General features: G+C 70.7%; 25 protein-coding genes, 5 tRNA genes and 2 pseudogenes. 15 read left to right on the top strand and 17 right to left on the bottom strand.

Annotation, left to right across the window (positions count from 1 at the left end; genetic code table 11):
- Positions 1-68: 68 nt before the first annotated feature.
- The 6 genes from CES90_RS40485 to CES90_RS51745 form a co-directional block, all read right to left on the bottom strand.
- Positions 69-142 (bottom strand) — tRNA-Phe (locus CES90_RS40485).
- 31 nt (positions 143-173) lie between these two features.
- Positions 174-248, bottom strand: a tRNA-Asp gene (locus tag CES90_RS40480).
- Positions 249-284: 36 nt separating this feature from the next.
- Positions 285-357 (bottom strand) — tRNA-Glu (locus tag CES90_RS40475).
- Between the two features lie 80 nt (positions 358-437).
- On the bottom strand, positions 438-2,069 hold the full coding sequence (locus CES90_RS40470) for a metallophosphoesterase family protein (protein ID WP_456300566.1): 1,632 nt from the start codon (positions 2,067-2,069) through the stop codon (positions 438-440).
- 204 nt (positions 2,070-2,273) lie between these two features.
- Positions 2,274-2,624 (bottom strand): metallopeptidase family protein, encoded by a 351-nt coding sequence (locus CES90_RS40465; RefSeq protein ID WP_189781054.1) that lies wholly within the window; start codon positions 2,622-2,624, stop codon positions 2,274-2,276.
- A gap of 265 nt (positions 2,625-2,889) precedes the next feature.
- Positions 2,890-3,282: a hypothetical protein gene (locus CES90_RS51745; RefSeq protein WP_189781055.1), complete on the bottom strand. Its 393-nt coding sequence runs from the start codon at positions 3,280-3,282 to the stop codon at positions 2,890-2,892.
- Positions 3,283-3,939: 657 nt separating this feature from the next.
- On the opposite strand from CES90_RS51745, the gene CES90_RS40455 reads away from it, so the two are divergent.
- The 4 genes from CES90_RS40455 to CES90_RS40440 all read left to right on the top strand — a co-directional run bounded on the left by CES90_RS40455 (position 3,940) and on the right by CES90_RS40440 (position 8,844).
- Positions 3,940-6,168, top strand: a complete 2,229-nt coding sequence (locus CES90_RS40455; protein ID WP_189781056.1) for a DEAD/DEAH box helicase — start codon at positions 3,940-3,942, stop codon at positions 6,166-6,168.
- 185 nt (positions 6,169-6,353) lie between these two features.
- Positions 6,354-7,928, top strand: a complete 1,575-nt coding sequence (locus tag CES90_RS40450; RefSeq protein WP_229913600.1) for an amino acid permease — start codon at positions 6,354-6,356, stop codon at positions 7,926-7,928.
- 202 nt (positions 7,929-8,130) lie between these two features.
- Positions 8,131-8,203, top strand: a tRNA-Lys gene (locus tag CES90_RS40445).
- Between the two features lie 470 nt (positions 8,204-8,673).
- Entirely contained in the window at positions 8,674-8,844 is a 171-nt protein-coding gene (locus CES90_RS40440) for a hypothetical protein (RefSeq protein WP_189781057.1), read from the top strand.
- 246 nt (positions 8,845-9,090) lie between these two features.
- On the opposite strand, the gene CES90_RS40435 is transcribed toward CES90_RS40440, so the two are convergent.
- Positions 9,091-9,378: a hypothetical protein gene (locus CES90_RS40435; protein WP_189781058.1), complete on the bottom strand. Its 288-nt coding sequence runs from the start codon at positions 9,376-9,378 to the stop codon at positions 9,091-9,093.
- A gap of 165 nt (positions 9,379-9,543) precedes the next feature.
- Between CES90_RS40435 and CES90_RS40430 the strand changes: the two genes are divergently transcribed.
- Complete coding sequence (locus CES90_RS40430) at positions 9,544-10,068, top strand: DUF6879 family protein (RefSeq protein ID WP_189781059.1); 525 nt, start codon at positions 9,544-9,546, stop codon at positions 10,066-10,068.
- Positions 9,950-10,955, top strand: a pseudogene (locus tag CES90_RS40425) (helix-turn-helix domain-containing protein). The gene CES90_RS40430 and the pseudogene CES90_RS40425 overlap by 119 nt, the downstream one beginning before the upstream one ends.
- Before the next feature lie 57 nt (positions 10,956-11,012).
- Here CES90_RS40425 and CES90_RS40420 read toward each other — a convergent pair.
- The 4 genes from CES90_RS40420 to CES90_RS40405 form a co-directional block, all read right to left on the bottom strand.
- Positions 11,013-11,243: a hypothetical protein gene (locus CES90_RS40420; RefSeq protein ID WP_332836412.1), complete on the bottom strand. Its 231-nt coding sequence runs from the start codon at positions 11,241-11,243 to the stop codon at positions 11,013-11,015.
- A gap of 355 nt (positions 11,244-11,598) precedes the next feature.
- On the bottom strand, positions 11,599-12,813 hold the full coding sequence (locus tag CES90_RS40415) for an NAD(P)/FAD-dependent oxidoreductase (protein WP_189787775.1): 1,215 nt from the start codon (positions 12,811-12,813) through the stop codon (positions 11,599-11,601).
- Entirely contained in the window at positions 12,810-13,157 is a 348-nt protein-coding gene (locus tag CES90_RS40410) for a bifunctional 3-phenylpropionate/cinnamic acid dioxygenase ferredoxin subunit (protein WP_189787776.1), read from the bottom strand. The genes CES90_RS40415 and CES90_RS40410 overlap by 4 nt, the downstream gene beginning before the upstream one ends.
- Positions 13,154-14,491, bottom strand: a complete 1,338-nt coding sequence (locus CES90_RS40405; protein WP_189787777.1) for an aromatic ring-hydroxylating dioxygenase subunit alpha — start codon at positions 14,489-14,491, stop codon at positions 13,154-13,156. Before CES90_RS40405 ends, CES90_RS40410 begins: the two co-directional genes overlap by 4 nt.
- A gap of 305 nt (positions 14,492-14,796) precedes the next feature.
- On the opposite strand from CES90_RS40405, the gene CES90_RS40400 reads away from it, so the two are divergent.
- Positions 14,797-15,633, top strand: coding sequence for an IclR family transcriptional regulator (locus CES90_RS40400; protein ID WP_189787778.1), 837 nt, complete (start codon positions 14,797-14,799; stop codon positions 15,631-15,633).
- Between the two features lie 15 nt (positions 15,634-15,648).
- Here CES90_RS40400 and CES90_RS40395 read toward each other — a convergent pair whose 3' ends face one another.
- On the bottom strand, positions 15,649-16,233 hold the full coding sequence (locus CES90_RS40395; protein ID WP_189787779.1) for a helix-turn-helix domain-containing protein: 585 nt from the start codon (positions 16,231-16,233) through the stop codon (positions 15,649-15,651).
- A 921-nt stretch (positions 16,234-17,154) separates the two neighbouring features.
- Positions 17,155-17,228, bottom strand: a tRNA-Pro gene (locus CES90_RS40390).
- Between the two features lie 100 nt (positions 17,229-17,328).
- On the opposite strand from CES90_RS40390, the gene CES90_RS40385 reads away from it, so the two are divergent.
- Entirely contained in the window at positions 17,329-17,859 is a 531-nt protein-coding gene (locus CES90_RS40385) for a DUF309 domain-containing protein (RefSeq protein WP_189787780.1), read from the top strand.
- Positions 17,860-17,936: 77 nt separating this feature from the next.
- A complete protein-coding gene (cobF, locus tag CES90_RS40380; protein WP_189787781.1) occupies positions 17,937-18,707 on the top strand; it encodes a precorrin-6A synthase (deacetylating) in 771 nt (256 codons plus the stop codon).
- A 14-nt stretch (positions 18,708-18,721) separates the two neighbouring features.
- Here cobF and CES90_RS40375 read toward each other — a convergent pair whose 3' ends face one another.
- Complete coding sequence (locus CES90_RS40375) at positions 18,722-19,468, bottom strand: cobalt-precorrin-6A reductase (RefSeq protein WP_189787782.1); 747 nt, start codon at positions 19,466-19,468, stop codon at positions 18,722-18,724.
- 101 nt (positions 19,469-19,569) lie between these two features.
- On the opposite strand from CES90_RS40375, the gene CES90_RS40370 reads away from it, so the two are divergent.
- Positions 19,570-20,415: an HAD-IIA family hydrolase gene (locus CES90_RS40370; protein WP_189787783.1), complete on the top strand. Its 846-nt coding sequence runs from the start codon at positions 19,570-19,572 to the stop codon at positions 20,413-20,415.
- Here CES90_RS40370 and CES90_RS40365 read toward each other — a convergent pair.
- The gene (locus tag CES90_RS40365; protein WP_189787784.1) at positions 20,401-21,174 is read right to left on the bottom strand and encodes a sulfite exporter TauE/SafE family protein; all 774 of its coding nucleotides are present in this window, start codon (positions 21,172-21,174) and stop codon (positions 20,401-20,403) included. The two genes, CES90_RS40370 and CES90_RS40365, sit on opposite strands and share 15 nt — an antisense overlap.
- Positions 21,175-21,357: 183 nt before the next feature.
- Here CES90_RS40365 and CES90_RS40360 point away from each other — a divergent pair, with 183 nt between their 5' ends.
- The 5 genes and pseudogenes from CES90_RS40360 (at position 21,358) to CES90_RS40345 (ending at position 23,332) form a co-directional block, all read left to right on the top strand.
- Complete coding sequence (locus tag CES90_RS40360; RefSeq protein WP_189787785.1) at positions 21,358-22,167, top strand: alpha/beta hydrolase; 810 nt, start codon at positions 21,358-21,360, stop codon at positions 22,165-22,167.
- Between the two features lie 74 nt (positions 22,168-22,241).
- Positions 22,242-22,550, top strand: a complete 309-nt coding sequence (locus CES90_RS40355) for a WhiB family transcriptional regulator (RefSeq protein WP_189787786.1) — start codon at positions 22,242-22,244, stop codon at positions 22,548-22,550.
- Positions 22,551-22,600: 50 nt separating this feature from the next.
- Complete coding sequence (locus tag CES90_RS40350; protein WP_189787787.1) at positions 22,601-23,083, top strand: Dps family protein; 483 nt, start codon at positions 22,601-22,603, stop codon at positions 23,081-23,083.
- 23 nt (positions 23,084-23,106) lie between these two features.
- Positions 23,107-23,235: pseudogene (locus CES90_RS50520) on the top strand (alpha/beta hydrolase); the annotation flags it as partial.
- Positions 23,180-23,332, top strand: coding sequence for a hypothetical protein (locus tag CES90_RS40345; protein WP_189787788.1), 153 nt, complete (start codon positions 23,180-23,182; stop codon positions 23,330-23,332). The pseudogene CES90_RS50520 and the gene CES90_RS40345, both read left to right, overlap by 56 nt.
- A 13-nt stretch (positions 23,333-23,345) precedes the next feature.
- Here CES90_RS40345 and CES90_RS40340 read toward each other — a convergent pair whose 3' ends face one another.
- Positions 23,346-23,822, bottom strand: coding sequence for a potassium channel family protein (locus tag CES90_RS40340; RefSeq protein WP_189787789.1), 477 nt, complete (start codon positions 23,820-23,822; stop codon positions 23,346-23,348).
- Between the two features lie 2 nt (positions 23,823-23,824).
- Complete coding sequence (locus CES90_RS40335; protein ID WP_189787790.1) at positions 23,825-25,663, bottom strand: glycoside hydrolase family 15 protein; 1,839 nt, start codon at positions 25,661-25,663, stop codon at positions 23,825-23,827.
- Positions 25,664-25,677: the final 14 nt, after the last annotated feature.

The following is a 25,677-nucleotide window of genomic DNA, read 5'->3' as shown; positions in this document are numbered from 1 at the left end:
TATGGCCTCGGCTCGCTGTGAGCGACGAAAACCCCCACCAGCTGCCCGGTGGGGGTTTTCGTGCGATGTGGCTGGGGCCGGGGTCGAACCGGCGACCTATCGCTTTTCAGGCGATCGCTCGTACCAACTGAGCTACCCAGCCGTGAGGTTTCACGTGAAACATGTAACCTCAGCGGTCCTGACGGGATTTGAACCCGCGGCCTCCACCTTGACAGGGTGGCGAGCACTCCAAACTGCTCCACAGGACCTAGCGTGCGTACGACAGTGTCGCACACGGTGTTGCGTGCCCCCAACGGGATTCGAACCCGTGCTACCGCCTTGAAAGGGCGGCGTCCTAGGCCGCTAGACGATGAGGGCTATCGGCCCGCCTGGGCGCTTCTCAGCGCGTCGGGGACGTGAGAAGCATATGGGATGGCGGGAGGTATCGCCAAAACGGTTTACGGGGCGCCGGGGGGTACGCCGGTTGACGTGCTCGGAGACCCGTTGGAGGACCCACGCGGGGACCTGCTGGTTGACGTGTTTCCCGAGGGAGACGGGGAGAGGTCGTCGTCGGGGGTGGCTCCCGGCTGGTTCTCCTTCGGCAGGTGGCGGCTGACCTCGGCGGTCGTCAGGCCCAGGCCGCCGAGTTTGATCTCGTCCCACGCCTGGAGGCGGTGGGTGTCACGGTCGAGGTAGAGGACCGAGGTCTCGATCGGGTCGGGGTACTGCCCTTCCAGCGCGCGCAGGCCGCTGCCGCCGGTGGAGCCCTCGATGCGCAGGCGGGTGCCCTTGTCCAGGATCTCCATCTCCGAGTGGTGCAGATGCCCGGCGAGGACGAGGGGGACCTGGCCGTCCGTCTCGCGGGCGGCGTCCGGGTTGTGGGCGATGGCGATGTCCACGGGGGTGCCGGCCGCCTTCTGGGCGCGCAGAGCGTCGGCCAGGCGCTGCCCGGCCGTCTCCTCCGAGGGGAGGTTCTCCTTGTCGCCCGAGCGGTCGGGGGTGAACTGCGGGTCCCCCATCCCGGCGAAGCGCAGGCCGCCCACGGTCACCGCCCGCCCCTCGTCGAGGACGTGGGCGTTGTCGATGCCCTCCAGATACCGCTGGGTCTCCCGTGAGTCGTGGTTGCCGCGCACCCAGACGTACGGCGCCCCGAGGTCGGCGATCGGGTCGAGGAAGCCGTTCTCGGCGGCGGAGCCGTGGTCCATGGTGTCGCCGGAGTCGACGATGACGTTGATCTCGTACTGCTCCACCAACGAGGCGATGATCTTCCAGCTCGCCGGGTTGAGGTGGATGTCGGAGACGTGCAGGACGCGGATGGTCGTCGGGTCCGGCTGGTACGCGGGGAGGGTGGACGTGGCGTCGTACAGCTTGGTCACGTTCGTCACCAGGCGCGCCAATTCCTGCTGGTAGACGTCGAACTCGGTGACGATGCTGCGTGCGTTGCCGACGAGGGAGGGCGCGGAGGAGAGCAGCCCGGAGAACTTCGGCTCCAGGACCGAGTTCGGGTTCCAGGTGGCGGCCGCCGCGCCGCCGGAGGCGGTGAGGAGGGCCAGGGCGAGGCCGCCGGCGGCCAGAGCGCGGCGGGGGCGGCGGTAGACGGCGAGGCCGAGGGCGGTGGCCCCGGAGACGACGGCGACGCCCGAGCGTACGGCCAGGTCCAGGGTGCCGTGCTGTACGTCGGAGGCGATCTCGTCCTGCAGGCCGGAGATCCGCTCCGGGTGGTCGACCAGGGCCTGGGCGCGTTCCGGGTCGAGCTGGTCGACGTTCACGTCCAGGCGTACGGGGGCGTTGTGGCTGCGCAGTTCCAGGGCGCCGAGCGGGGAGACGTTGATCTTCGTGCCGCCGGTGACGGACGGGCGGAGGGTCATCGTGGTGTTCATGGGGCCGACCGGGGTGCGTACGTTGCCCACGATCAGCAGACCGAGCCAGGCGCCGATCAGTACGACGGTCACCAGGCCGAGGGCGCGGGCCCAGGGGTGGGGGTGGTGGACCAGCTCGGCGGTCGGGTGCGGGTGCCGGGAGCGGTAGTGGCGGGCCAGGGCACGGGGGGTCAGGGCTCGGAGGGCTCGGGACATGGCTTGGCGGGGCATGGCTTGGCGGGGCATGGCTTGGCGGGCGCGGCGCAGGGGCGTACGGACGGCCATTGGTCCCGTATGCCCAGGGGCGGGGGTCGATATGCGACGGGGTGGGGTGCGGGAACTTCCATGGGGGCGGGTGCTGGAACTTCCTTGGGTGGGGAAGTCCAGATATCGCCCCTGGTCAAGGGGTGAGGGGGCCTCCGGGACGCCGGGAGGTCAGCCCCAGCCCAGTTCGTGGAGCCGCGCGTCCTCGATGCCGAAGTGGTGCGCCACCTCGTGGACGACCGTCACGGCCACCTCGTGCACCACGTCTTCCGGCGTCTCGCAGTAGCGCAGTGTCGGGCCCCGGTAGATCGTGATCCGGTCGGGGAGAACTCCGGCGTACCACTCCCCGCGTTCCGTGAGCGGGGTCCCCTCGTACAGGCCCAGTAGCTCGGGGTCGTCGGCGGGCGGTTCGTCCTCGACGAACACGGCCACGTTGTCCATCACCCGCGCCAGCTCAGGCGGGATCTGGTCCAGGGCCTCACTCACCAGTTCTTCGAACCTGTCACGCGTCATCTCCAGCACAGGGCCATTGTCCGTGAGAGGTCACGTAATCGGAGGAGAAAGGGAAGCCCCGTCTGTCCGCCACGGGGGAACGACGGACAGACGGGGCCGACAGGAGGCCGCTCGGATGGAGAACGTCCAGGGTCTGTCCAGTTGCTCGCGCCACGTGGCGGAGCCGTACCTCGATACCGCCGCGCGCCTCTGCAGGGCGCGTGTGGGCGCTGTTTAGGAACGGGCGGCGCGTGTCTTCTTGCGGGCGGCGGGAGTTGGGCAGGGGGACTTCCTTTCACGCCCCCTCGGAGGTGGCTGCCGTGCGCGCCTTGTACGTACCTGTCCGTCTGGCCGCCACGGTCATGGCCGTCGCCGCGGCCGCCGGCTGTATGAGCGTGGGGGACGACGGGCGGAAGCCTGGGCCCTCGCCCTCCGCCGCGCAGCGGGGTGGTGAGGCGCCGGACGGGGGTTCCGCGGTGGCGGGCGGCGGCGATACGGGGTACTCGGCCGGGAAGGGCGGGAAGGGGAAGCGGCGCGCTTCGGCCTCGCCCGACGCCTCCGCTTCCGGGGCGCCGTCCGCGTCGGCTTCGGCGTCCGGGCGGGCGAAGCCGTCCGGGAAGGCGGTGCCGCCGAAGGGCGGGAAGGGGGGCGGGAAGGGGGATGAGCGGCCGGAGGTGCCCGAGCCCACGAAGGAGCATCCGACTCCTACGCCGACTCCGACTCAGCCGGAGCAGCCGTCGCCTTCGAAGCCGGTGGAGTCGGCTACGCCGCCGACCTCGGCCGAGCCGTCGTCGTCCGCGCCCGGGCAGGGGGCGCAGTTGGTGGAGCGGGAGCCGGCGCCTGTGGCGGGGGATGCGGCCTAGGGCTTCGGCGGGGTGTCTGTTCGGTGGGGCTCGCCCTCAGGAGTTCCCCCCGCCGCCCCCACCCGTCCCATCCCCAGGGGCTCCGCCCCTTCGACCCCGCACCGACACGGGGCTCCGCCCCTTCGACCCCGCACCGACACGGGGCTCCGCCCCTTCGACCCCGCACCGACACGGGGCTCCGCCCCGGACCCCGCCAGGGGCGCTGCGCCCCCTGGATCCCCCGCTGAATTGCACGTGCTGCGCCCTCTGGAACCCCGCCCAGTGACCTTCCCTGACCTGCGGATACGAGCTCAGTTTGCCTTGGAGGGTGGTGGGTGCGTATGGTGGTAGATCGTTTGATCCCATTTGCCCGGCGCCATCGCAGAGCGCGCCGTGTGGCGCGTACTCTCCCTTGCCGTGGCGGACCGCATAGAGGCGGTCGTGTGCGAATCACGGAGTTGACGGGCGCGTGCCGACGAGACTCCGGAAGGTTTCGCATACGCATGTCCATTTCCAGTACTGATCACGTCGTCGTGCCCGAGAGCACGGAGGAGACCAGTTCCCCCGAGATCACCTTCGCGGACCTCGGTCTCCCCGAGGGCGTCGTGCGCAAGCTCGCGCAGAACGGCGTGACCGTCCCGTTCCCGATCCAGGCCGCGACCATCCCGGACGCGCTGGCCGGGAAGGACATCCTGGGGCGCGGTCGTACCGGCTCCGGCAAGACGCTGTCGTTCGGTCTGCCGACCCTGGCCACGCTGGCCGGCGGTCGCACCGAGAAGCACAAGCCGCGTGCCGTCATCCTCACGCCGACCCGTGAGCTCGCGATGCAGGTCGCGGACGCGCTGCAGCCGTACGGGGACGTCCTCGGGCTGAAGATGAAGGTCGTGTGCGGTGGTACGTCGATGGGGAACCAGATCTACGCCCTGGAGCGGGGCGTGGACATCCTCGTCGCCACGCCGGGGCGCCTGCGCGACATCATCAACCGCGGTGCCTGCTCGCTGGAGAACGTCCAGATCGCCGTGCTCGACGAGGCCGACCAGATGTCGGACCTGGGCTTCCTGCCCGAGGTGACCGAGCTGCTCGACCAGGTGCCGGCGGGCGGTCAGCGGATGCTGTTCTCCGCGACGATGGAGAACGAGATCAAGACCCTCGTCGACCGGTACCTGAACGACCCGGTCTCGCACGAGGTCGACGCCGCGCAGGGTGCCGTGACGACCATGTCGCACCACATCCTCATCGTGAAGCCGAAGGACAAGGCGCCGGTCACGGCCGCGATCGCCTCCCGCAAGGGCCGCACGATCATCTTCGTCCGTACGCAGCTGGGCGCCGACCGCGTCGCCGAGCAGCTGCGCGACGCCGGTGTGAAGGCCGACGCGCTGCACGGCGGTATGACGCAGGGGGCGCGGACGCGGACCCTCGCCGACTTCAAGGACGGATACGTCAACGTGCTCGTGGCCACCGACGTGGCCGCGCGCGGTATTCACGTCGACGGCATCGACCTCGTGCTGAACGTCGACCCCGCCGGTGACCACAAGGACTACCTGCACCGGTCCGGGCGTACGGCTCGTGCCGGGCGCTCCGGCACCGTCGTCTCCCTGTCGCTGCCGCACCAGCGCCGCCAGATCTTCCGGCTGATGGAGGACGCGGGCGTCGACGCCGGGCGTCACATCATCCAGGGCGGTACGACGTTCGACCCCGAGGTCGCCGAGATCACCGGCGCGCGGTCGATGACCGAGGTCCAGGCCGAGTCGGCCGGCAACGCCGCGCAGCAGGCCGAGCGTGAAGTCGCTCACCTCACCAAGCAGTTGGAGCGGGCCACCCGCCGTGCCGCCGAGCTCCGCGACGAGGCCGACCGGCTCACCGCCCGTGCGGCGCGCGAGCGGGGCGAGGACCCGGAGGCGGCCGTTGCCCAGGCGCGGGCCGAGGAGACGGGCGACGCTGCTCCCGCCGAGGCGACCGACGTTCCGGTGATCTCCGAGGTGTCCGTGCCGGAGCAGCCCGGCGCGCAGGACGTCGAGACGATCGAGAAGGCCCCTTCGTCTTCGTACGGTCGTTCCTCGTCGTACGAGCGTCGTGAGCGTCGGGACGACCGGGGTGGTTTCCGCCGGGACGACCGTCGGGACGACCGTCGGGACGGCGACCGGGGGTTCGACCGTCGGGATGACCGTGGTGGGCGTTCGTTCGAGCGCCGGGACGACCGGGGTGGATTCAACCGGGACAGCCGGGACAGCCGGGACAGCCGCGACGGCCGCGACCGGGACCGCGGGGACCGTGGCGGTTTCCGTCGGGACGAGCGTCGGGATGACCGTGGTGGGCGTTCGTTCGAGCGCCGGGACGACCGCGGTGGATTCAACCGGGACAACCGGGACAACCGCGACCGGGACCGTGGCGACCGTGGCGGGTTCCGTCGCGATGACCGTCGGGATGACCGTGGTGGGCGTTCGTTCGAGCGCCGGGACGACCGTGGCGGATTCAACCGGGACAACCGGGACCGCGGGTTCGACCGTGACCGCGGTGGGCGTTCCTTCGAGCGCCGGGACGACCGTGGCGGCCACCGCGGCAGCGACCGTCCGTTCAACCGTGACCGCCAGGGCGACCGTCCGGGTTTCCGCTCCGGCGGCCACGAGCGCCCGTACGGCCGTCGTGACGACCACCGAGGCTCCGGCACCGGCACCGGCACCGGCTCCTTCGGTCGCCGCGAGGACAAGCCCCGCTGGAAGCGCAACGGCTGACAAGCGCAACGGCTGACACCGGCCGGCGGGACGAGTGACCGCTGACGCCGACTGGCAGGGAAGGGTCCGTACGACTTCGGTCGTACGGACCCTTCCGGCGTTTGTGGCCGCGGTGACGCGCCGGAGTTGTTTTCCGGCCACGGTGTGGCGCATGTCACGCCCCCGGTGAGGGAATTGCTGGGGGCATGACAGATGACGACATAGCCCGTGGGGCGCCCGGGGTCTCGGCCCCGGTCTCGGTGTCGGTCCCGGTGTCTGACGAGGAACGGCTGGCCCAACTGGGCTACACGCAGGTCCTCGCCCGCCGGATGTCCGCGTTCTCGAACTACGCGGTCTCCTTCACGATCATCTCGGTGCTGTCGGGCTGTATGACGCTGTACCTCTTCGGCATGAACACCGGCGGGCCCGCGGTGATGACCTGGGGCTGGGTCGCGGTGGGCCTGATGACCCTCTTCGTGGGCCTGGCCATGGCCGAGATCTGTTCGGCGTATCCGACCTCGGCGGGCCTGTACTTCTGGGCGCACCGGCTGGCGCCGGAGCGGAGCGCGGCGGCCTGGGCGTGGTTCACGGGCTGGTTCAACGTGCTCGGACAGGTCGCGGTGACCGCCGGCATCGACTTCGGCGCGGCGTCGTTCCTGGCCGCGTATCTGAACCTCGAATTCGGCTTCGAGGTGGCCCCCGGCCGGACGATCCTCCTCTTCGCCGCGATCCTGCTGCTGCACGGCCTGCTGAACACGTTCGGCGTCCGGATCGTCGGCCTCCTCAACAGCATCAGCGTGTGGTGGCACGTGGTCGGTGTCGTGGTGATCGTCGGCGCGCTCGCGATCGTCCCCGACAGTCATCAGTCGGCGTCGTTCGTGTTCGGGGAGTTCGTCAACAACACGGGCTGGGGCAGCGGCGTGTACGTCGTCCTGCTGGGCCTGCTGATGGCGCAGTACACCTTCACCGGGTACGACGCCTCCGCCCACATGACCGAGGAGACCCACGACGCGTCCACGGCCGGCCCCAAGGGCATCGTGCGCTCGATCTGGACGTCCTGGGTCGCGGGCCTGGTCCTCCTGCTGGGCTTCACCTTCGCGATCCAGTCGTACGACGGTGCCCTCGGCTCGGCGACCGGCGTGCCGCCCGCGCAGATCCTGATGGACGCGCTCGGCGCGACGGCGGGCAAACTGCTGCTCCTCGTCATCATCGGCGCGCAGCTGTTCTGCGGCATGGCGTCCGTGACGGCCAACAGCCGCATGATCTACGCCTTCTCGCGCGACGGGGCCCTGCCGTTCTCCCACGTCTGGCACACGGTCAGCCCTCGTACGCGCACCCCCGTGGCGGCGGTCTGGCTGGCGGCTGGCGGCGCGCTGGTGCTCGGACTCCCGTACCTGATCAACGTCACGGCGTACGCGGCCGTGACGTCGATCGCCGTCATCGGCCTCTACATCGCCTACGTCATTCCGACCCTGCTACGGCTCCGCAAGGGCGACGCCTTCGAACGGGGGCCCTGGCACCTCGGCCGCTGGTCCCGGACGGTGGGCGTCGTATCCGTCGCCTGGGTCCTCACGATCACCGTCCTCTTCATGCTCCCCCAGGTCTCCCCGGTCACCTGGGAAACCTTCAACTACGCCCCCATCGCCGTCCTGGCGGTGCTCGGCTTCGCGGCGGCGTGGTGGGCCGCGTCCGCCCGCCACTGGTTCCTCAACCCCGAACACGAGCGGAACGTGGCCCGGGAGGCGGCCCGGAAGGGGGCGGCGGAGCCGGTTGATCCGTAGGGGAGGGGCGCGGGGACGGACGGTTGGAGTGGGGGGCGGATTCCCAGGCCCTCCGTCCCCTCCATTTCGCTCTCCTCCCGCCAATCTTCCGCCCGTTCTGTTCTGCGGCGGACCTTTTTGCGGCCTCCGACGCGGCCGGGTCACCGATACCCGATCGGACTCCCGGCCGCGTCCGGCTATGCTCGGGTAGGCAACATCGCCTGGGCCCTTAGCTCAATTGGCAGAGCAGTGGACTTTTAATCCATTGGTTGTGGGTTCGAGTCCCACAGGGCCTACCCGACGATCAGCCCCTCACCTGCGACGGAAGCCGTAGGAGAGGGGCTGATTCGCGTTCTGGGCCCCTTTGAAGATCGTTAGCTCAGCCGACGCTCAACCGAAGCGCAGGCGATCACGGATGGCTCAGCCGGTCGCCGGAGCTCATGGAGGGGCCCCGGCCAGGTGCGCCCACCGGCTCAGGCAACCCCAGTCTCTAGCCATGACGCCATTAGATGTTCGCCACGCGACGTAACGATCGGCGAGATGCGCGCCCGCGCATCGGCCGGAAGAGTGAGATCCATGGGACTGGCCGTTCGATGTGTCTGGTTTGTCAGAAACCTGGATTCGAAGTTGCTGCCGGGTCGTCTAGTGTCCGAACTCGTGAGGCGCTGGCCGTAAGAAAACGGCACTCCACCCCCCTTCAAAAGATCAGGGGTGACCCATGTCCAAAGAGGGGTCGGGGGCGCCCAGCAACGAAAGGTGCTGCCCGTTGAAGTGGCTTGTGGCCATGCATAGGGAGCGTGAGCGGACGATCCGGGATGCCTTGGGAGGGAATGCCCGGACCGCCCGCCTCATCGCCATCCTGCTGACCTACGCTGTGATCATCGGGATCATTGCGATCCTGGCGATCATCGCCTACGTCGTCTACCGCCTCGTTTGATCCCTGCCGGGATCTGACGGCGCTGCGGTGGCGAACCCACCATAGGCCGAGAGGACCCGAAGCCCCGCATCGGTTAACCCGTGCGGGGCTTCGAGCTGCCCGGAAAGCGGCGGCCCCGGCCGCGACGCGCTACGACCGGGGCCTGGTCCCCGCCCACCCTCAGAGCTCCGGGGTGTAGGGACTGTCGCCCCTTCCCGGTACGCCGGCACCGGGGGTTCAGGGGCTGAAGCGCGCGGCCTGTCTCTGTCAGCACTTCTTGTCGTTGATGTACTCGGCCAGGGCGTCCAAGTCCACCGACGGGTCGTCGAGGGTTTCGCGCAGCAGGGTACTGGCGGACTTCTGGTCGTCCGCTGCCAGCAGCTTGCACACCGTTGCCTGCATCCCGGGGCTCCGGGCGTTCCAGATCTCGTCGTACCGTGCTTCGTCCCCCGTGGGGGCCGTGCTGCTGGGCGTCGAGTTGGTCGTGTCGTCGCTGTTGCTGCAGGCGGCGAGGAGCAGGCTGGCGGCGATCAGGATGGTTGCGGTGCGGCGCACGGGTCCCCCTGTGATGCGGCTGTCAGGGAGCATCATGCGCGTCGCACGGGTGCGGCAACGGCTGTGTGGCCATGTTGTGACCCAGCGGGCGGCCCCGGCCGGGATCGGCGTCCGGCCGGGGGCCTGGTCCCGCCCGCCCCCGATGAGCTCTCAGGGAGGCGTGCGATGCCGTCGAGCGTGCCGACGTTCGATGAGTTGATGGCGAGCTGCCGGTCAGCCGTCCATCTGGAGATGCGTGACTCTTACGCCGTCGACTACGAGGAAGGTCCGTTTGCCCAGTGGCGGGCTGGCTTCCGCCACAACCGGGCCGACCGCGCATCCTGGTGGCGGCCGTGGCTCGACCTGATCCAGCACACCGTGGACCGCGGGGCCGTAGTGCGCCGGGCCCGCATCGTCTCCGAGCCGGTCAGCGAGTACACCCGGTTCCTGTACGACGGCACGTTCACGAACGTCGCCGTCGGCGAACAGGTGCGGTGGCTGCCTCGCCGCCGGGCCTCCGATATCGCCCTGCCGGGCAACGACTTCTGGCTGTTCGACGAGCAGTGGGTTCACTGGAACCACTTCGCCGGCGATGGCTCGTGGCTCGACGAAGAGATCACTGATGACCCGGCCGCAGCCAAACTGTGCGCCGACGCCTTCGAGGCGGTGTGGGCGCGAGCCACCCCGCACGACCAGTACGACATCCGCTGACAGGAAAGCATCGGTAGGCCAGTTCATGCCCGTCTCCCCGTCCTCGTCGGCTCAGTGGGCCGCGCGCAAGGTCGTTGCCTTGCGTCTGCGTGACCTTCGCAAGACGGTCGGGCTGACGGTCGTCGAGCTGGCCAGCCGGTGCGGCTGGCGTCACTCCAAGACGTCCCGCATCGAGAACGCCGTCACCGCGCCCTCGGCCAAGGACATTCGTGCCTGGGCAGCCGCCTGCGATGCGGTCGACCAGGCGGAAGACCTCGTCGTTCAGTCGCTGAACGCCGAGTCGATGTACAGCGAGTGGCGCCACCAGGTGCGCCGCGGTATGAAGCAACTCCAAGACAGCATGGTGCAGTTCTTCCACGACACCGAGCTGTTCCGGATCTACTCGTCGACGATGGTCCCTGGCCTGCTGCAGGCCGAGGGATACGCGGCCGCGCTGCTGAGCAACATCGCCGACTTCCGGGGTATCCCGTTCAACGACGGCGCGACGGCTGCAGCCGCCCGGGTCGAGCGGTCCCGCATCATTCATGAGCCCGGACACCGGTTCGTGATGCTCATCGAAGAAGCGGTCCTGTACTCCCAGTTGGGGGACGAGGACGCGATGGCTGCGCAGCTCGGGCACCTGCTCACCGCGGGGGCCCTGCCTCAGGTGTCGCTGGGCATCATTCCGATGTCGACGCGTGCGCGGCGGCAGTGGCCCGTGGAGACGTTCCACGCACGTGTACGACGACAGCCTCGTGTCGGTGGAGTTCCTCTCTGCGGAGGTCAACATCACCCAGCCCTCTGAGATCGCCGTCTACCTGAAGGCGTTCGAGCAGTTGCGAGGGATGGCCGTGTATGGGGCCGACGCCCGTGCTCTGATCCTGAAGGCCATCGAGGCGCTGAACTGATCCCGGGCATGACGAAACGCCCCCTGCACGGCCGCATGGACCGTGCAGGGGGCGTCGTCATATGTACAGGCGGCGCGTGGGGCCGAGGGCCGCGAGCGGGCCGTTGCCGTCGCTGTTGCCGGGCTCGTCGGGTGGCGGGGCGCCGTCTCGTCGGCAGATGAGGGCGTCGGGGTCGTCAGCCGGGGCCTGGAGGCTGTAGCCGTCCGGGCAGGTCTGCCCGTTCTTCCCGTCCTCTCCGGGCTCGCCCTGGGGCCCGGACGGTCCTGGAGGTCTGTCCTGCCGACTCAAGCCGGACCAGATGCCTGGCACAGCACTCCGCCGGGTCCGTGCCGACAGCCGCCACGAACCCGGGGTCTGTCCTGCCGACTCAAGCCGGACCAGGGAGTCGGGCACACACTTCCCTGGCCTCGTGCCGGCCGTCGGCGCGTGACACTACTCCCCCGCCTCTTCGAGCGGGGGCTCCAGGGCCGCCGCGCCGGGCATGGTCGCCGGCGTGCCGCGTCGTCCACCCCGGCAGAGGCCAGCGTCACGGCCTCCTCCGTCTCGCGGTCACCTGTGCCGGCCCCGCTCGGCCCGGCACAGAAGCCCCGTCGGCCGGAACCGGCCCGGTCCGAGGGGCAGGCCCCCCGGCGCTGCCGGGGTGTCAGCGCTTGAGCAGGCTCCGCAGATCGGTGCTCTCGTCGGCCAGTTCGGCCGGGTCGACGGCGACGCCCCGGTCGACGATCCTGCGGACCGCCTTGATGTCGCGGGTGCGGTCGATCGCCGCGGCGGCCACCATTCGGTCGCCGCGCAGGCCGAAGGCGAGGAAGGCTCCGCTTTCCACGGTTCCGCGCAGGACGGTCCGCTCGGCGTCCGCCATGGTGCCGATCGCCTCCAGCCGACTGCCGTACCGGTCGGACCAGAACCAGGGCGCGCCCGCGTCCACAGCGGGCAGACCGAGGATGCCGCGCCCCACGGCCTCGCCGTCCCGCAGGGCGGCCTCCCAGTGTTCGTGCCGTGTCCGTTGGCCGTCGCCGCGGGCGACGTCGCCGATGGCGTGGACGGCCGGGTGCGAGGTGCGCCGGTCCGCGTCCACGACGATGCCGTTGTCCACGCGCAGTCCTGCCGCCTCGGCGAGCTGCGTGGCGGGGCGGATGCCGATGCCGGCCACGACCGTGTCGGCGGTCACGGTCCCGCCGTACCCGGACAGGTGGATCAGGAATCGGCCCTGCCGACGCTCGATGCGTTCGACACCCGCGGTGATCACGTCGATGCCCTCGGCACGGTGGCGGTCGTGCAGCGCCGTCGCGATGTCGTCGCCGACGGCCGCGGCGAGCGGCACACCGACCGGGTCGACGAGGGTGACCCGGCAGCCGAGCGCCACGGCCACGGCGGCGGTCTCGGCGCCGATCAGCCCGGCGCCGACGACGAGCACCCGGGCACCGGGCAGCAGCCGTTCGCGCAGCCGCTGTGCGTCCTCCCAGGTGCGCAGCAGGCAGATCTCCGGGTCGGCGCCGCCGGGTACGGGCAGCGCGCGGGGCGTGCCGCCGGTGGCCAGCACGATCCGGTCGGCCGTCTCGACCACGCCACCGGCCAGTTCGACGCCGCCCGGCTGGGGACGGATCGCCTGGACGACGACGCCTTCGCGGAGTCGGACGCGCTGGTCGTCGTACCACTGCCCGGGGCGTAGCAGCACGTCCTCGCGACGGTCCTTGCCGAGCAGGACGTCCTTGCTGAGCGGGGGGCGGTCGTACGCCAGGCCGTGCTCGGCGGAGTACAGCACCAGATCGCCGTCGTAGCCGTGGGCGCGCAGGGCGTCGCACGCGGAGACCGCGGCGAGCCCGGCGCCGACGACGGCGATCCGCTGGGGCGTGTTCATCCGGTGGCCCCCTGACCGGGGTACACCCAGATGGCGTCGTCGCGGACCTCGACGCGGTGGGCGGCGACGGGGAGGGTGGCGGGCATGCACTGCGGTTCGCCGGACTTCAGGCAGAAGCGCGCGGCGTGCAGCGGGCATTCGACCTCGCCGTTCTCCACCCAGCCCTCCGCCAGCGACGCCTTGCCGTGGGAGCAGGTGTCGTCGAGGGCGAAATAGGCGCCACCGTCGTGGAAGACGGCGATGTCGGCGCCGTATCCGGTGGTCGCGGCAGGCACGCGCAGCCCCTCGCCGTCCTCGATGTCGCCGACGGAGGCGACCTGGATGCCGGTGGTGGTGTCGCTCATGAGGTGGTGTCCTTCCCTGGCTTCTCGTGCCAGGCGGGGGTGTTCATCAGGTCGCGCCAACGGGTGTAAAAGCCGCGGGCGGCACCGTCGGAGTAGAGGCGCCCGGTGGTGCCGGGGTGCACGCCGTCCTCGGCCTGAAGGTCCAGTCCCATCTGGTAGTTGAGGGTCATGGAACCGGACATGAAGCCGTGGGCGGTGGCCTGGCACTCCGACCAGTTCTCGCCGTCGTCCTGCTCGAAGATGCCGGTGGGTCCGAACGTCCGCAGGTTGTAGAGCCGTTGGGCGTCCTTGACCTCGTCGGGCATCGACCTGTCGACCAGGGTCCAGGCCCAAACCTCCATCCGGTTGGGCCCCTTGGGGTGCCAGACCCGGATGGAGCCGTTGACCGGGAGGTAGGAGAAGTTGGGGAAGACGGTGGCGTGGCCGGTGGTCATCGGTCCCTCGACCCGGGTGTCGCCCAACCGTTCGCGCAGCGCGTCGTAGTCGTACCAGTCGTGCACGACCCGGTCGTCGAAACGGCTCTTGGGGTGGGTCGGGAAGCCGTGGCCGTGGCCGAGCGGGTCGGAGTACTGCCGGCCCGGGGTCTGCACGATCTCGTCCTTGGGGCCCTTGCCGTTCGGGGACATGACCATCAGCGCGGAGGCGTGCGAGATGTTGACGTGGTACCAGTCGGAGGCGAACTGCTCGGCGGCGAGCTTCCAGTTGCCCTCCAGCGCCCACTTGTGGACACCGCCGACGACCTCGGTGCCCTCCGGGTCGCGGTCGAGCATGGCGTCCATGTACCAGGTCATGCCGCCCAGGGCCTCGGCGAGCGGGGGCGCCTCGGGGTTCCAGGTGGCGAAGATCAGGCCCTTGTAGGTGTCGAGCTGCGCGACCTCGACCAGACCCCAGCGGTCCTGCTCGAAGTGGTCCGGGTAGTCGCCCTGGTTGGGGACGTTGACGAGCTTGCCCGAGGTGTCGTACGACCAACCGTGGTAGCTGCACGTGAACGCCTTGGTGGCGCCCGCGTCGGCGCGGCAGATCCGCATGCCGCGGTGGCGGCAGGCGTTGAGGAAGGCGCGAATCCTGCGGTCGCGGCCCAGGGCGACGATGACCGGGTCCTCGCCCATGTACGTGGTGAAGAAGTCGCCGGGTCGCTTGAACTGGCTCTCGTGGGCGAGGAACAGCCAGCTCGGTGCGAAGACGCGGCGCAGTTCCTGCTGGTACAGGGACGGGTCGCTGAAGACGGTGCGGTCGACGAGCCCGTTGTCCAGGTCGAAGTGCGCGCTCACGTCGACGGACGGGTGCGGAACGCGGGCGAGACGATCCATCGGCCGCGCTGGCGTGGATGTCATCGATGGAACTCCTCGGCGTGGGTCGGGTCGAGGCGGCGGAGCGATCGGCTCGGTCGCACGGCGGCTTTCCGTTCTGTTCGTTCGTGGTCGAGGGGACGTTCGGACGGGCTCAGGCGGGTGTGCCGATCCGGCACGGCTACAGGAGACGCGGGGTGTGGGCGTTCGGCCCAGTCGGCGTGCCAGGGTGCGGCACGCCGAGATGTCCGATGGTGCTTCGTCCGGGCCGTTTACAACCTCGAAACGGTCTTCTATGTTGGACGCGCGTCTATTTTGATAGCAACTTCGGTACCATTCGGGAGCCCCCCATGTCTGCTCACTCCCTCGCGTTCGAGCGCCCCGTCACCCCCCCTCCCGGCACAGCCGCAGCCCTGTCCGACCAACAGACCGCGGTGGACAAGGCGCTCGTCCTCCTCAAGGCGCTCGCTGACCAGGACGGGGAGATCGGTGTGAGCGAGCTGGCCCGCCGCAGCGGCCTCACCAAGTCGACGGCCTTCCGGCTGCTCGGCATACTCCAGCGCAACGACATGGTCGAGCGCGTCGGCAGCGACTACCGGCTCGGCACCCGGCTCTTCGACATCGGCGCCCGTGTGTACGGCCCGGTCTCCCTGCAGTTGCGGGAACGGCTGCTGCCGCACCTCGCCGACCTGTACGTGCTGACGCGGGAGACCGTGCACCTCGCGGTGCTGCACGACACGGACATCGTGTACGTCAACAAGCTCCACGGGCACCGCGCGACCCGCTCCCCCTCCCGCATCGGCGCCCGGCTGCCCGCCTACTGCACTGCCGTCGGCAAGGCACTGCTGGCCTTCGACCACGACGCCGCGGAGGCCGCCGTCCTGGCGGGGCTGCCACAACTCACCGAGTACACCATCACCGACCCCACCACCTTCCGTGCCGAGCTGGACTACATTCGGCGCACCGGCATCGCCTACGACCGTCAGGAAGCCGCCCACGGCCTCACCTGCGTCGCCGTACCGATCATGGGGCCCGGCGGTCGACCGGTCGCCGCGTTCTCCGTCGCGGGTGCCGAGCACCGCTTCGACCGGGCCCGCTTCGCCCCGGCGCTGCGCCGAGTGGCCTACGAGGCAACGCGGGCCGTCGCGGCGCTCACCAGGGCGCAGCCGAGCACGGCCCTGGTCTGACCGAGGCGGGGCCGGTCAGCGCCGGGCGTCCGAGTGGGTGCGCTGAGAGGTCGACGTCCCGGGATGCGCGCGGGGCACGCTGACGACGATGTGCACCAGACTCTCACCCTCCAGGGACTCGAACACGTGTGGCCGGTCGCCCGGGTAGCGCACGAAGTCACCGGCGGACAGCTCCACCGGGCTGTCCGCCGGCCCGACCCGCACCCGGCCGGTGATGACGTAGAGGTGCTCCAGCGTGCCCACCGGGTGCGACTCGGCGGGCCGGTTCGCACCGCGTCGTTCCTCGATGCGCACCAGGTAGTTCTCGATGACGCCGGAGCCGTAGACGTGGTCGAGGGCCCGGGAGGCGTACCCGTTGCGTTCGTTCCAGACGACGTCAGCACCACGCTGGACCGTCATCACCTGCTCCCGCTCCGCCACCAGCCTGGTCACCGGCACGCCAAGCGCCGTCGAGATCGAAAACAAGGTGTCCACGGTGGGATTGCCCGCACCCTGCTCCAATTTGGACAACGTCTGCTTGGCGAGCCCGGCCTGGCGGGCCAGCTCGGCGAGGGAGAGACCCCGCTGCTCTCTGAGAAGCCGCACGTTCCGTGCGACCACATCGTTTCCTGAGGACACACCACCACTCTAAGTGGGCACCAGTACCCGGACACGGATTCGGGCGGCATCTCCACCCCGTCGTCGCCGTTAGAGCGGGTCAGGGCGCGTCCAGGGTTGGTGAGGATCAGCACCCGTAGGCGCGCACCTCGTACCGCCCTCACGCCCGCAGCCTGGCCTCGGTCGCTGTTTTCTCGATGATCACCCCGAAGCGCCCGCCGTCGGCCATAGTGACCACGACGCCGATCGCCCCGGCCTCGCCGGCCCCTCTCAGGCGGTCGAACCACCCGGGCCCTCCGCACGCGTACCGGCCGAACAACCGCCCGTCCCGCTCGCGGCGACCCGGGTCTTCCTGCCCCGGTGGTGATCTCCTTCCCGGCTTGGGCGGACGCCGCAGCGGTCCGTGCCGCTGGGTGTACGGACGACGTAACACCGCCGTCGGCAACACGCTCCGGCGGCCGCTCAGGTTCGTACGCTGACTCCCTCGCCGTCCGCCAACCACGCCTTGAGTTCACGCCCGTCGCCCCAAACTGGCGTGGATGCCGCCCTCGTCGTCCACGCGTTATGGTCACCAGCTCGTCCAGCGGCGCGGGTTCCCGCTCAGCGTCCAAGCCTGCGACCGGTCGGATTTCCGCACGTACGCCGTCCCGGCAGGCCCAGCCGGTGATCCGCACCGGCCTTCCCGCCGCCGCGCCCGCCACCAGGTGGACCCGCACCTCCACGGCCCCGTGTGCCGGCGCGAGGCCGGTCACCCGGGCTCCGTCGGCCGCCGAGTGCCGGGTGGCCGCCCAGCCCCCACCTTGACCGAGTCAAGGTGCGCTTCAGCCCAGCCAACTGCGCTGGCCCCCAACCGGTCCCCAAGAATGATCAAAAGGCCGTTTCAGATCTCCTCTGAAATGGCCTCTGACCTGCGACTTCGTAAAGTCGGGACGACAGGATTTGAACCTGCGACCCCTTGACCCCCAGTCAAGTGCGCTACCAAGCTGCGCCACGTCCCGTTGCGCTGTTCGCGGGTGGGCCGCGTGATCGCGCAGACACAACTTTACCGTACGTCGGGTGCTGCCTCGCAGCCGGTGAGGGGCGAGGGACAATCGGGGCATGAGCTCGACATCGGACGACGCGACGACGCAGGGGCGGGACCGGGACGCGGAAGGGCGGGCGCGGAACGCGCGACCACGGGACGGGCTGGGGCGGCCGCTGCCGTACGGGGCGCCGGGGGTGGAGCGGCAGCCGGAGGGGGTCGTCCGGAAGCCCGAGGAGACGGTCGCCGAGGCGCAGGCGCTGCTGGACGCGGGGAAGCCGTTCCATGCGCACGAGGTGTTCGAGGACGCCTGGAAGTCGGGGCCGGACGAAGAGCGCGCGCTGTGGCGCGGGCTCGCCCAGCTCGCGGTGGGGCTGACCCACTCGGCGCGCGGGAACGTCAGGGGTGGCGCCCGCCTGCTGCGGCGTGGGGCCGACGCGGTCGAGGAGTGGGCGGCCAGGAGCGGGCGCGGACGGCCGTACGGTGTCGATCTGGTGGCGGTGGGGGCCTGGGCCCGGGAGTTGGCCGATGTCGTGGAGTGGGAGAGGGCCGCGGTGGACGCGGGGGCCTGGGCGCCACGGTTGCGTGGGGGCACGTCGCCCGGCTGACCGACGGCCTGCCTGGCCTCCGCCCCCAGCCCACAGCCGGTGCGGGCATTGTCAGTGGTGTGCGGCAGACTCGGGGCGTGCGAAAGATTCATGTCATCGGTATCGGGGCGGGCGACCCGGAGCAGCTCACCCTGCAGGCGGTCAGGGCGCTGCGGAGCACGGACGTGTTCTTCATCCTCGACAAGGGCGAGGTGAAGTCGGACCTCACGCGGTTGCGCCGGGACATGCTGGACGCGCACATACCGGAGGGGTCGTACCGGCTGGTGGAGGCCCGTGACCCGGAGCGGGACCGCAAGGCGGGCGGGACCGCGTACTCGCCGGCCGTCGGGGACTGGCGCAGTGCGCGCGCGGACATCTATGAGCGGATGATCGCCGAGGAGTTGGGCGAGGAGGAGACCGGGGCGTTCCTGGTGTGGGGCGATCCCGCGCTGTACGACAGCACGATCGGGATCCTGGAGGAGGTCCTGGAGCGGGGCGCGGTGGACTTCGAGTACGACGTCGTGCCCGGGATCAGCAGTGTCTCGGCACTGGTCGCCCGGCACCGTACGGGGCTCAACCGGGTCGCCCGGCCGGTGCAGATCACCACGGGGCGGCGGCTCGCCGAGGGCTTCCCCGAAGGGGTCGACGACGTGGTCGTGATGCTCGACGCCCAACAGACCTTCCGGCAGTACGCCGATCAGGACATCGACATCTACTGGGGCGCCTACATAGGCACACCGGACGAGATCCTCGTCTCCGGCCCGATCGCCGAGACCGCACCGCGCATCGAGCGGCTGCGCGCCGAGGCCCGGGAGCGCAAGGGCTGGATCATGGACACGTACCTGCTGCGCAGGCATCCGGAGGGATGAGCCACCGCCGCGCGTCACCGTGAGTCCAGGTCCAGCCGGGCCAGTACCCCCGGCACGTCGGGCACCGCTGTCACGCCCTCGGGCAGCGGCGGACGTCGTACGACGACGACCGGCAGCCCCAGTTCCCGGGCGGCGACGAGCTTCGCGGCGGTCGCCTCTCCCCCGCTGTCCTTGGTGACGAGGACGTCGACGCGGTGCTCGCGCAGCACGGCCCGCTCGCCGGCGACCGTGAACGGGCCGCGTGCGAGCAGGACGTGCGTGTGCGGGGGCAGCGGCGGTTCGGGGGCTTCCACCGACCTTACGAGGAAGTGGAGTTCGGCCAGGTGCGCGAAGGCCGCGAGGCCCAGGCGGCCGGTCGTCAGGAAGATCCGACGGCCCAGCGCCGGCAACTGGGCCGCGGCTTCGGTGAGGGAGCCCGCGTCGTGCCAACGGTCGCCGGGGCCGGGCCGCCAGCCCGGTCGGCGCAGGACGACGGCAGGGGTGCCGGTGGCCCTCGCCGCCTCGGCCGCGTTCACGGTGATGGCCGTGGCGAAGGGGTGCGTGGCATCGACGACCGCGTCGACGTCGTGCTCGCGCAGCCAGTCCGCCAGCCCGTCCGCGCCGCCGAACCCACCGATCCGTACGTCCCCTTCGAGCGCCCCCGGCCGGGAGACCCGCCCGGCGAGGGACGTGGTCACCCGTATGTCGGGCCGGGCCACGAGCGTCGTGGCGAGTTCGCGGGCCTCGGTGGTGCCGCCGAGGACCAGGATGTGCGGGGCCATGACGTCGAGCGTACGGGGGCGGCCTGACGAGTAGGACGCCAGTGCGACGCGTCTGCCGTGGCTCCCGGGACCCCGTGGATATACGTGGGTATCGTCCGGGTATGGCCTCGAAACGTGCCGTCCTCATCGACATCGACGGAGTGCTCACCGTCTCGTGGAAGCCGCTGCCCGGCGCGGTCGAGGCGTTGGCGGAGATCCGCGGGGCCGGTCTGGCGGTCGCCCTGGTCACCAACACGACGTCCCGCACCCGTGCGTCGATCGCCGAGACGCTGGGCGGCGCGGGGTTCCCGGTGAGCGCCGAGGACATCCTGACCGCGCCCTCCGTGACCGCCGCGTACCTCGCCGCGCACTGTCCCGGGGCGCGCTGCGCGCTGCTGAACAGCGGTGACATCCGCGAGGACCTCGCCGAAGTGAACGTGGTCGACTCCCAGGACATGGACTTCGAGGACATCGACGTCAAGGACATCGACGTCGAAGACACCGACACCGTGCCGGATGTCGTGATCGTCGGTGGTGCCGGTCCCGAGTTCGACTACGCCTCGCTCAACCGGGCCTTCGGGCACCTTCAGCGCGGTGCCCGGCTGGTCGCGATGCACCGCAATCTCTACTGGCGGACGGACGAGGGGCTGCAACTGGACGCCGGTGCGTTCCTCGCAGGGCTGGAGCAGGCCGCCCGTACCGAGGCCGAGATCACCGGGAAGCCGGCGCCGGCGTTCTTCGAGGCGGCACTGGCGCACGTGGGCGTCGGCGCAGAGGAGGCGCTGATGGTGGGCGACGACATCGAGTCCGATGTGCTGGCGGCGCAGCGGGCCGGGGTCACCGGAGTCCTTGTGCGGACCGGCAAATATCTGCCGGAGACCCATCGGGCGGCGAGCGGCAGACCCGACCATGTGATCGATTCCTTCGCGGACCTGCCCGCCCTGCTGAGCGGCTCAGCGCAGCAGTAGCTGCAAGCCGCCCACGACCGTCGCGGCGATCACGATCTGCTCGAACAGCCGCTGGTTGATGCGGTCCACCGCCCACTTGCCGAGCAGCGCGCCCGGCAGGACGAACAGGGCGAGCGCCGCGTCCAGCAGCAGGGACGGGCCGTCGATGAGGCCGAGGCCCACGCTGAAGGGCACCTTGGAGACGTTGACGATCAGGAAGAAGAAGGCCGACGTGCCCAGGAAGCCGAGCTTCCGGAAGCCGGCCGAGAGCAGGTACATGGACATCACGGGGCCGCCGGCGTTGGCGACCATGGTGGTGAAGCCGCCGAGCACGCCGTACGAGCGGGCCTTCGCGCGGCCGGCGCGGGTCGTGACCGCGTCCGGTTCGTCCTCCTTGTCGGCGGTGCGGCGGCGCCAGACTGTGACGGCCGTCATCAGCAGCAGGATCGCGCCGATCGAGGTCCGTACGATCTGGTCGTCCGCCCACATCAGGAACAGCGTGCCGAACACGACGCCCGCGCCGACCGCCGGGAACAGCCGCCAGAGGGTGGGCCAGTGGGCGTGCCGGCGGTAGGTCAGCACGGCGAGGACGTCGCCGACGATCAGGAGCGGCAGCAGGACACCCGTCGAGGCGCGGGCGGGCAGGACCGCCGCGAAGATCGCGAGACTGACCGTGTTGGCACCGCTCACAGCGGTCTTCGAGAAGCCGACGAGCAGAGCGGCGAAGGCGAGGATCGCGAACTCGGCCGCGGACAGGTGCCAGAGAGTCATCGTGTTCATGCGGAGTCCGATGCTATGCCCACCTATCGGAGTGCGACAGGAGCGTCTCGCCTGGTGTCCCCTGCCACCGACGGTGCGGGATTCCGGCACCGGTTCCGGCCTGCGGCGCTCGGCACCATGGACCAGCGCCGGGCCGCCTGGCAAGATCCCCGGGGTACCTTCACCGACCCAGTGGGAGAAGCCATGGCCGACTCGCGCGAGCACACCTTCGCCGGTACCCGGGGCGGTGTCACCGCACGGGAGTGGCCGTGCGAGGACCCGAGGTACATCGCGCTCCTGGTCCACGGCTACGGCGAACACATCGGCCGGTACGAGCATGTGGCCGACACCCTGGTCGCCCACGGGGCGGCGGTGTTCGGCCCCGACCACATGGGGCACGGCAGGTCGGCCGGCGAGCGGGTGCTGATCGAGGACTTCGAGGACGTGGTCGCCGATGTGCACGCGGTGGAGCAGTTGGCCCGGACCGCGTACCCGGGGGTGCCGCTGGTGCTGATCGGCCACTCCATGGGTGGGCTGATCGCCGCACGGTACGCCCAGCGGTACGGTGCCGGGCTCACCGCGCTCGTCCTGTCCGGCCCGGTGATCGGCATCTGGGAGCCGCTGGGGGTGCTGTTGGCGCCGCCGGAGGTGCCCAACATCCCGCTCGATCCGAAGCAGCTCTCGCGCGACGCGGCGGTCGGGGCCGCGTACGCGAACGATCCGCTGGTGTGGCACGGCCCGTTCAAGCGGCCGACGTTGGAGGCCTGGGGCCGCATGCTGGAGACGATCTCCAAGGGCGGGAGCATCGGTTCGCTCCCGTTGCTGTGGATGCACGGCGACGACGACCGGATCGTGCCGCTGGCCGGCAGCCGTACGGGCATCGAGGAGTTCCGCGGCGTCGACTGGACCGAGCGGGTGTATCCGGGCGCCCGGCACGAGGTGTTCAACGAGACGAACAAGGACGAAGTCCTGTCGCACGTCAAGGAGTTCGTGGACGGCGTACTGGCCCGCTGACACTCCGGAGGGCTCGGCTCCGCCGGGCCCGGATGCCGTGTTTTCCCCCATCCGTCCTGGGCACCCGGCCCCGCATGGAGTGGTTGCGGGAAGCGGCCTGCGTGGGAGAGGACCCCGAACTGTTCTTCCCCGTGGGCACCACAGGACCGGCGCTCGACGACATCGCCGCCGCCAAGCGCGTCTGCGCCCGCTGCCCGGTGACGAGCGATTGCCTGAACTGGGCGCTCGGCAGCGGGCAGACGGCCGGCGTGTGGGGCGGCATGGGCGAGGACGAGCGCACCGCACTGCTCCGCAAGGACCGCGAACGCCGACGACGACGCCCGGCACATGACGATCGTCCGACGCACAGCGATCGTCCGACGCACAGCGATCGCGCGGCATGAGGCGATCGCGCGGCATGAGGCGATGAGGGAGTAAAGGGGAGTAACACGTCATGACGACGGTGAGGAGCACCCTGCCCGAGCCCGCCCGTAGGGTCGCCGGGGAGGCACTTCAGGAGAGTCTCGTGGACCTGCTGGGGCTCTCGCTGATCGGTAAGCAGGCCCACTGGAACATCGTGGGCCCTAGGTTCCGCTCGATCCACCTCCAGCTCGACGAGGTGGTCTCGACGGCACGGTCGTACGCCGACCAGGTCGCCGAACGCGCGGCCGCGCTCGGCGTCGCCCCCGACGGCCGCCCCGAGACCGTCGCGGCACGGTTCGCCCTGCAGGGGACGAAGGACGGCTGGCTGCGGGACACCGAGGTGGTACGGCTCCTGGTGGAGGCGCTGGAGACGGCCATCGGGCGGCTGCGCGGGCGTATCGACGCCACGGAGGACGCGGACAGGGTGACGCAGGACCTGCTGATCTCCCTCACCTATGAGTTGGAGAAGCAGCGGTGGATGTTCGATGCGGAGAACCAGCACGTGGAGGAGTAAGCGCTTCTGCGGGCCCGTCGCGGAGGATGGTGCGCCGCGTCGGCCCGGCGCTCGCCGAGCGCGGCTACCGGGTCGTCGCCGTGGACCTGCGCGGCGATGCCGAGCCGGCCGTCGCGCATTCGCTCGGCGCGCCGGCCCTCTCCCTCCCGGTGGCAGCGAGGCCTGGGTCCGAGCGTGTTCGTCGCCGCCAAGGACGCCGCCCGCGACGACTTCGCCGGCTTCGTGAAGTCACTGGACGGCTGGATCTGAGTCCGAGGGGTGGTCAGTTCCGGTCCTCCTCGCCACGGCTCGCGACCATCCGCTCCAGGCGGTCGAACCGCTCGTGCAGGGCGTGGGCGGTCTCGTCGCACAACTCATGGGCTCTGTGGGCGAGTTGGTGACGCTTCTGCTCCCGGCCCACGAACCACGCGGCAATGGCCGCCGTGACCATGCCGTACGTCGTGATGCCGACGACCATGACGACCGCGCCGACGACACGGCCCCAGAGGGTCACCGGGTAGAAGTCGCCGTAGCCGACGGTGGTGGCCGTCTCGATGGACCACCACAGGGCCTTCGGGTACGAGGTCAGGTTGGCGCCCCTGGCTCCGTGTTCGGCGGCGATCACCGCCCACGAGCCGAGGAGCATCACGACGACGAGGACGGCCGTGGCGCCGCCGGCCGCCTTCAGATGGAGCGGGCGGCCCCGGCCGTCCCGGCCGAGCAGCAACTCGACGGCCCTCGTGAGGAATCCGGGCACCACGGTCACTCCTCCGCCGCCCGCGACGGCGCCTCGGTGGGGCGGCCGCGGCGGGCGTGGGTGGCGTGGCGGTCGAGTTCGTAGGCGACCCGGATGAGCGGGACGTGGGTGAATGCCTGGGGAAAGTTGCCGAGTTGGCGGCGCGCGAGGGGGTCGTACTCCTCGGCGAGCAGTCCGACGTCGTTGCGCAGGCTCAGCAGCCGCTCGTACAGGGCGCGGGCCTCGTCCTCGCGGCCGAGCGGCAGCAGGGCGTCCGCGAGCCAGAAGGAACAGGCGAGGAACGCGCCCTCGCCGCCGGGCAGGCCGTCCGGGGAGTCGGCGCGGCCCGCCGAGTAGCGGGCCACGAGCCCGTCGGTGAGCAGCTCGCGCCGCACGGCATCGACGGTGCCGATCACCCGGGGGTCGTCCGGCGGCAGGAACCCGGTCTGCGGGATCTGGAGCAGCGCGGCGTCGAGTTCGCGGGAGCCGTACGACTGGGTGAAGGTGCCGCGTTCCGGGTCGAAGGCCCGCTCGCAGACATCCCGGTGGATGAGGTCCCGGACCTCCCGCCACCGCTCCACCGGGCCGGGGCGGGCGTGGTCCTCGGCCAGGCGCACCGCCCGGTCGAAGGCCACCCAGCACATCACCTTGGAGTGCGTGTAGTGGCGTGGGGCGCCCCGCGTCTCCCACAGGCCCTGGTCGGGCTCGCGCCACGCCTGTTCCAGGTGGTCGAGGAGGACCGCCTGCAGTTCGACCAGATGCCGGCGCGGGCGCAGTCCGCAGCCGACGGCCAGATGGATGGCGTCCATGACCTCGCCGGGTACGTCGAGCTGCCGCTGGGCGGCGGCCGCGTTGCCGATCCGTACCGGGCGCGAACCCTCGTAGCCCGGCAGCCAGTCCACCTCCCATTCGGTGAGCCGCCGCTCCCCCGCGATCCCGTACATGATCTGCACGTCCTCGGGCCGCCCCGCCACCGCCCGCTCCAGCCAGCCCCGCCAGGCGTCCGCCTCGGCGGTGAACCCGCTGCGCAGCAGCGCCTCCAGGGTCATCCCGGCGTCGCGCAGCCAGCAGTAGCGGTAGTCCCAGTTGCGGACTCCGCCGATCTCCTCCGGCAGGGACGTGGTCGGCGCGGCGACGATGCCGCCGGTCGGCTCGTAGGTGAGGGCCTTGAGCGTGATGAGCGAACGGGCGACGGCGTCGCGGTACGGGCCGTCGTATGTCAGCCGGCGCAGCCACAGCCTCCAGTACGCCTCCGTGGCGTGCAGCGCGTCGAAGGGGTCGACCGGGTCCGGGGTCGGCAGGTGGGAGGGGCGCCAGACGAGCACGAACGGGACGCGTTCGCCCGGGGTGACCCGGAAGGAGGAGATGTGGGCCGGGCCGTGTGCGGTCAGCCGGACGGGGGTGCTCAGCCACACCGCGTCGGGTCCGGCGATGCCGGTCAGCTGACCGTCCTTGTGCCGCATCCACGGCAGCAACCGGCCGTAGTCGAAGCGGAGGCGTAGCTCCATGCGCATGTCGACCGTGCCGGAGAGGCCCTCGACGATGCGGACGACGCAGGGGGCGTCCTCGCCTCTTGGGGGCATGAAGTCGGTGATCAGGACCTGGCCGGTGGATGTCTCCCATGCGGTGTCCAGGACGAGGGTGTCGTCCCGGTAGCGGCGGCGGGGGTACGGGCCGTCCTGCTCGGCCGGGGCGATGCGCCAGCGGCCGTTGTCCTCGTCGCCCAGGAGGGCGGCGAAGCAGGCGGGTGAGTCGAAGCGGGGGAGGCAGAGCCAGTCGATGCTGCCGTCTTTGCCGACCAGGGCCGCGGTCAATAGGTCGCCGATGAGGGCGTAGTCCTCGATGGCGGCGGGTTGTGCTGGCATGGGGTCAGTTTCGG

The sequence above is a fragment of the Streptomyces capitiformicae genome, from assembly GCF_002214185.1.
In the GTDB taxonomy this organism is placed as follows: domain Bacteria; phylum Actinomycetota; class Actinomycetes; order Streptomycetales; family Streptomycetaceae; genus Streptomyces; species Streptomyces capitiformicae.
Note: the sequence above shows the minus strand (reverse complement) of the source record. Positions and strands in the feature narration are given on the sequence as shown.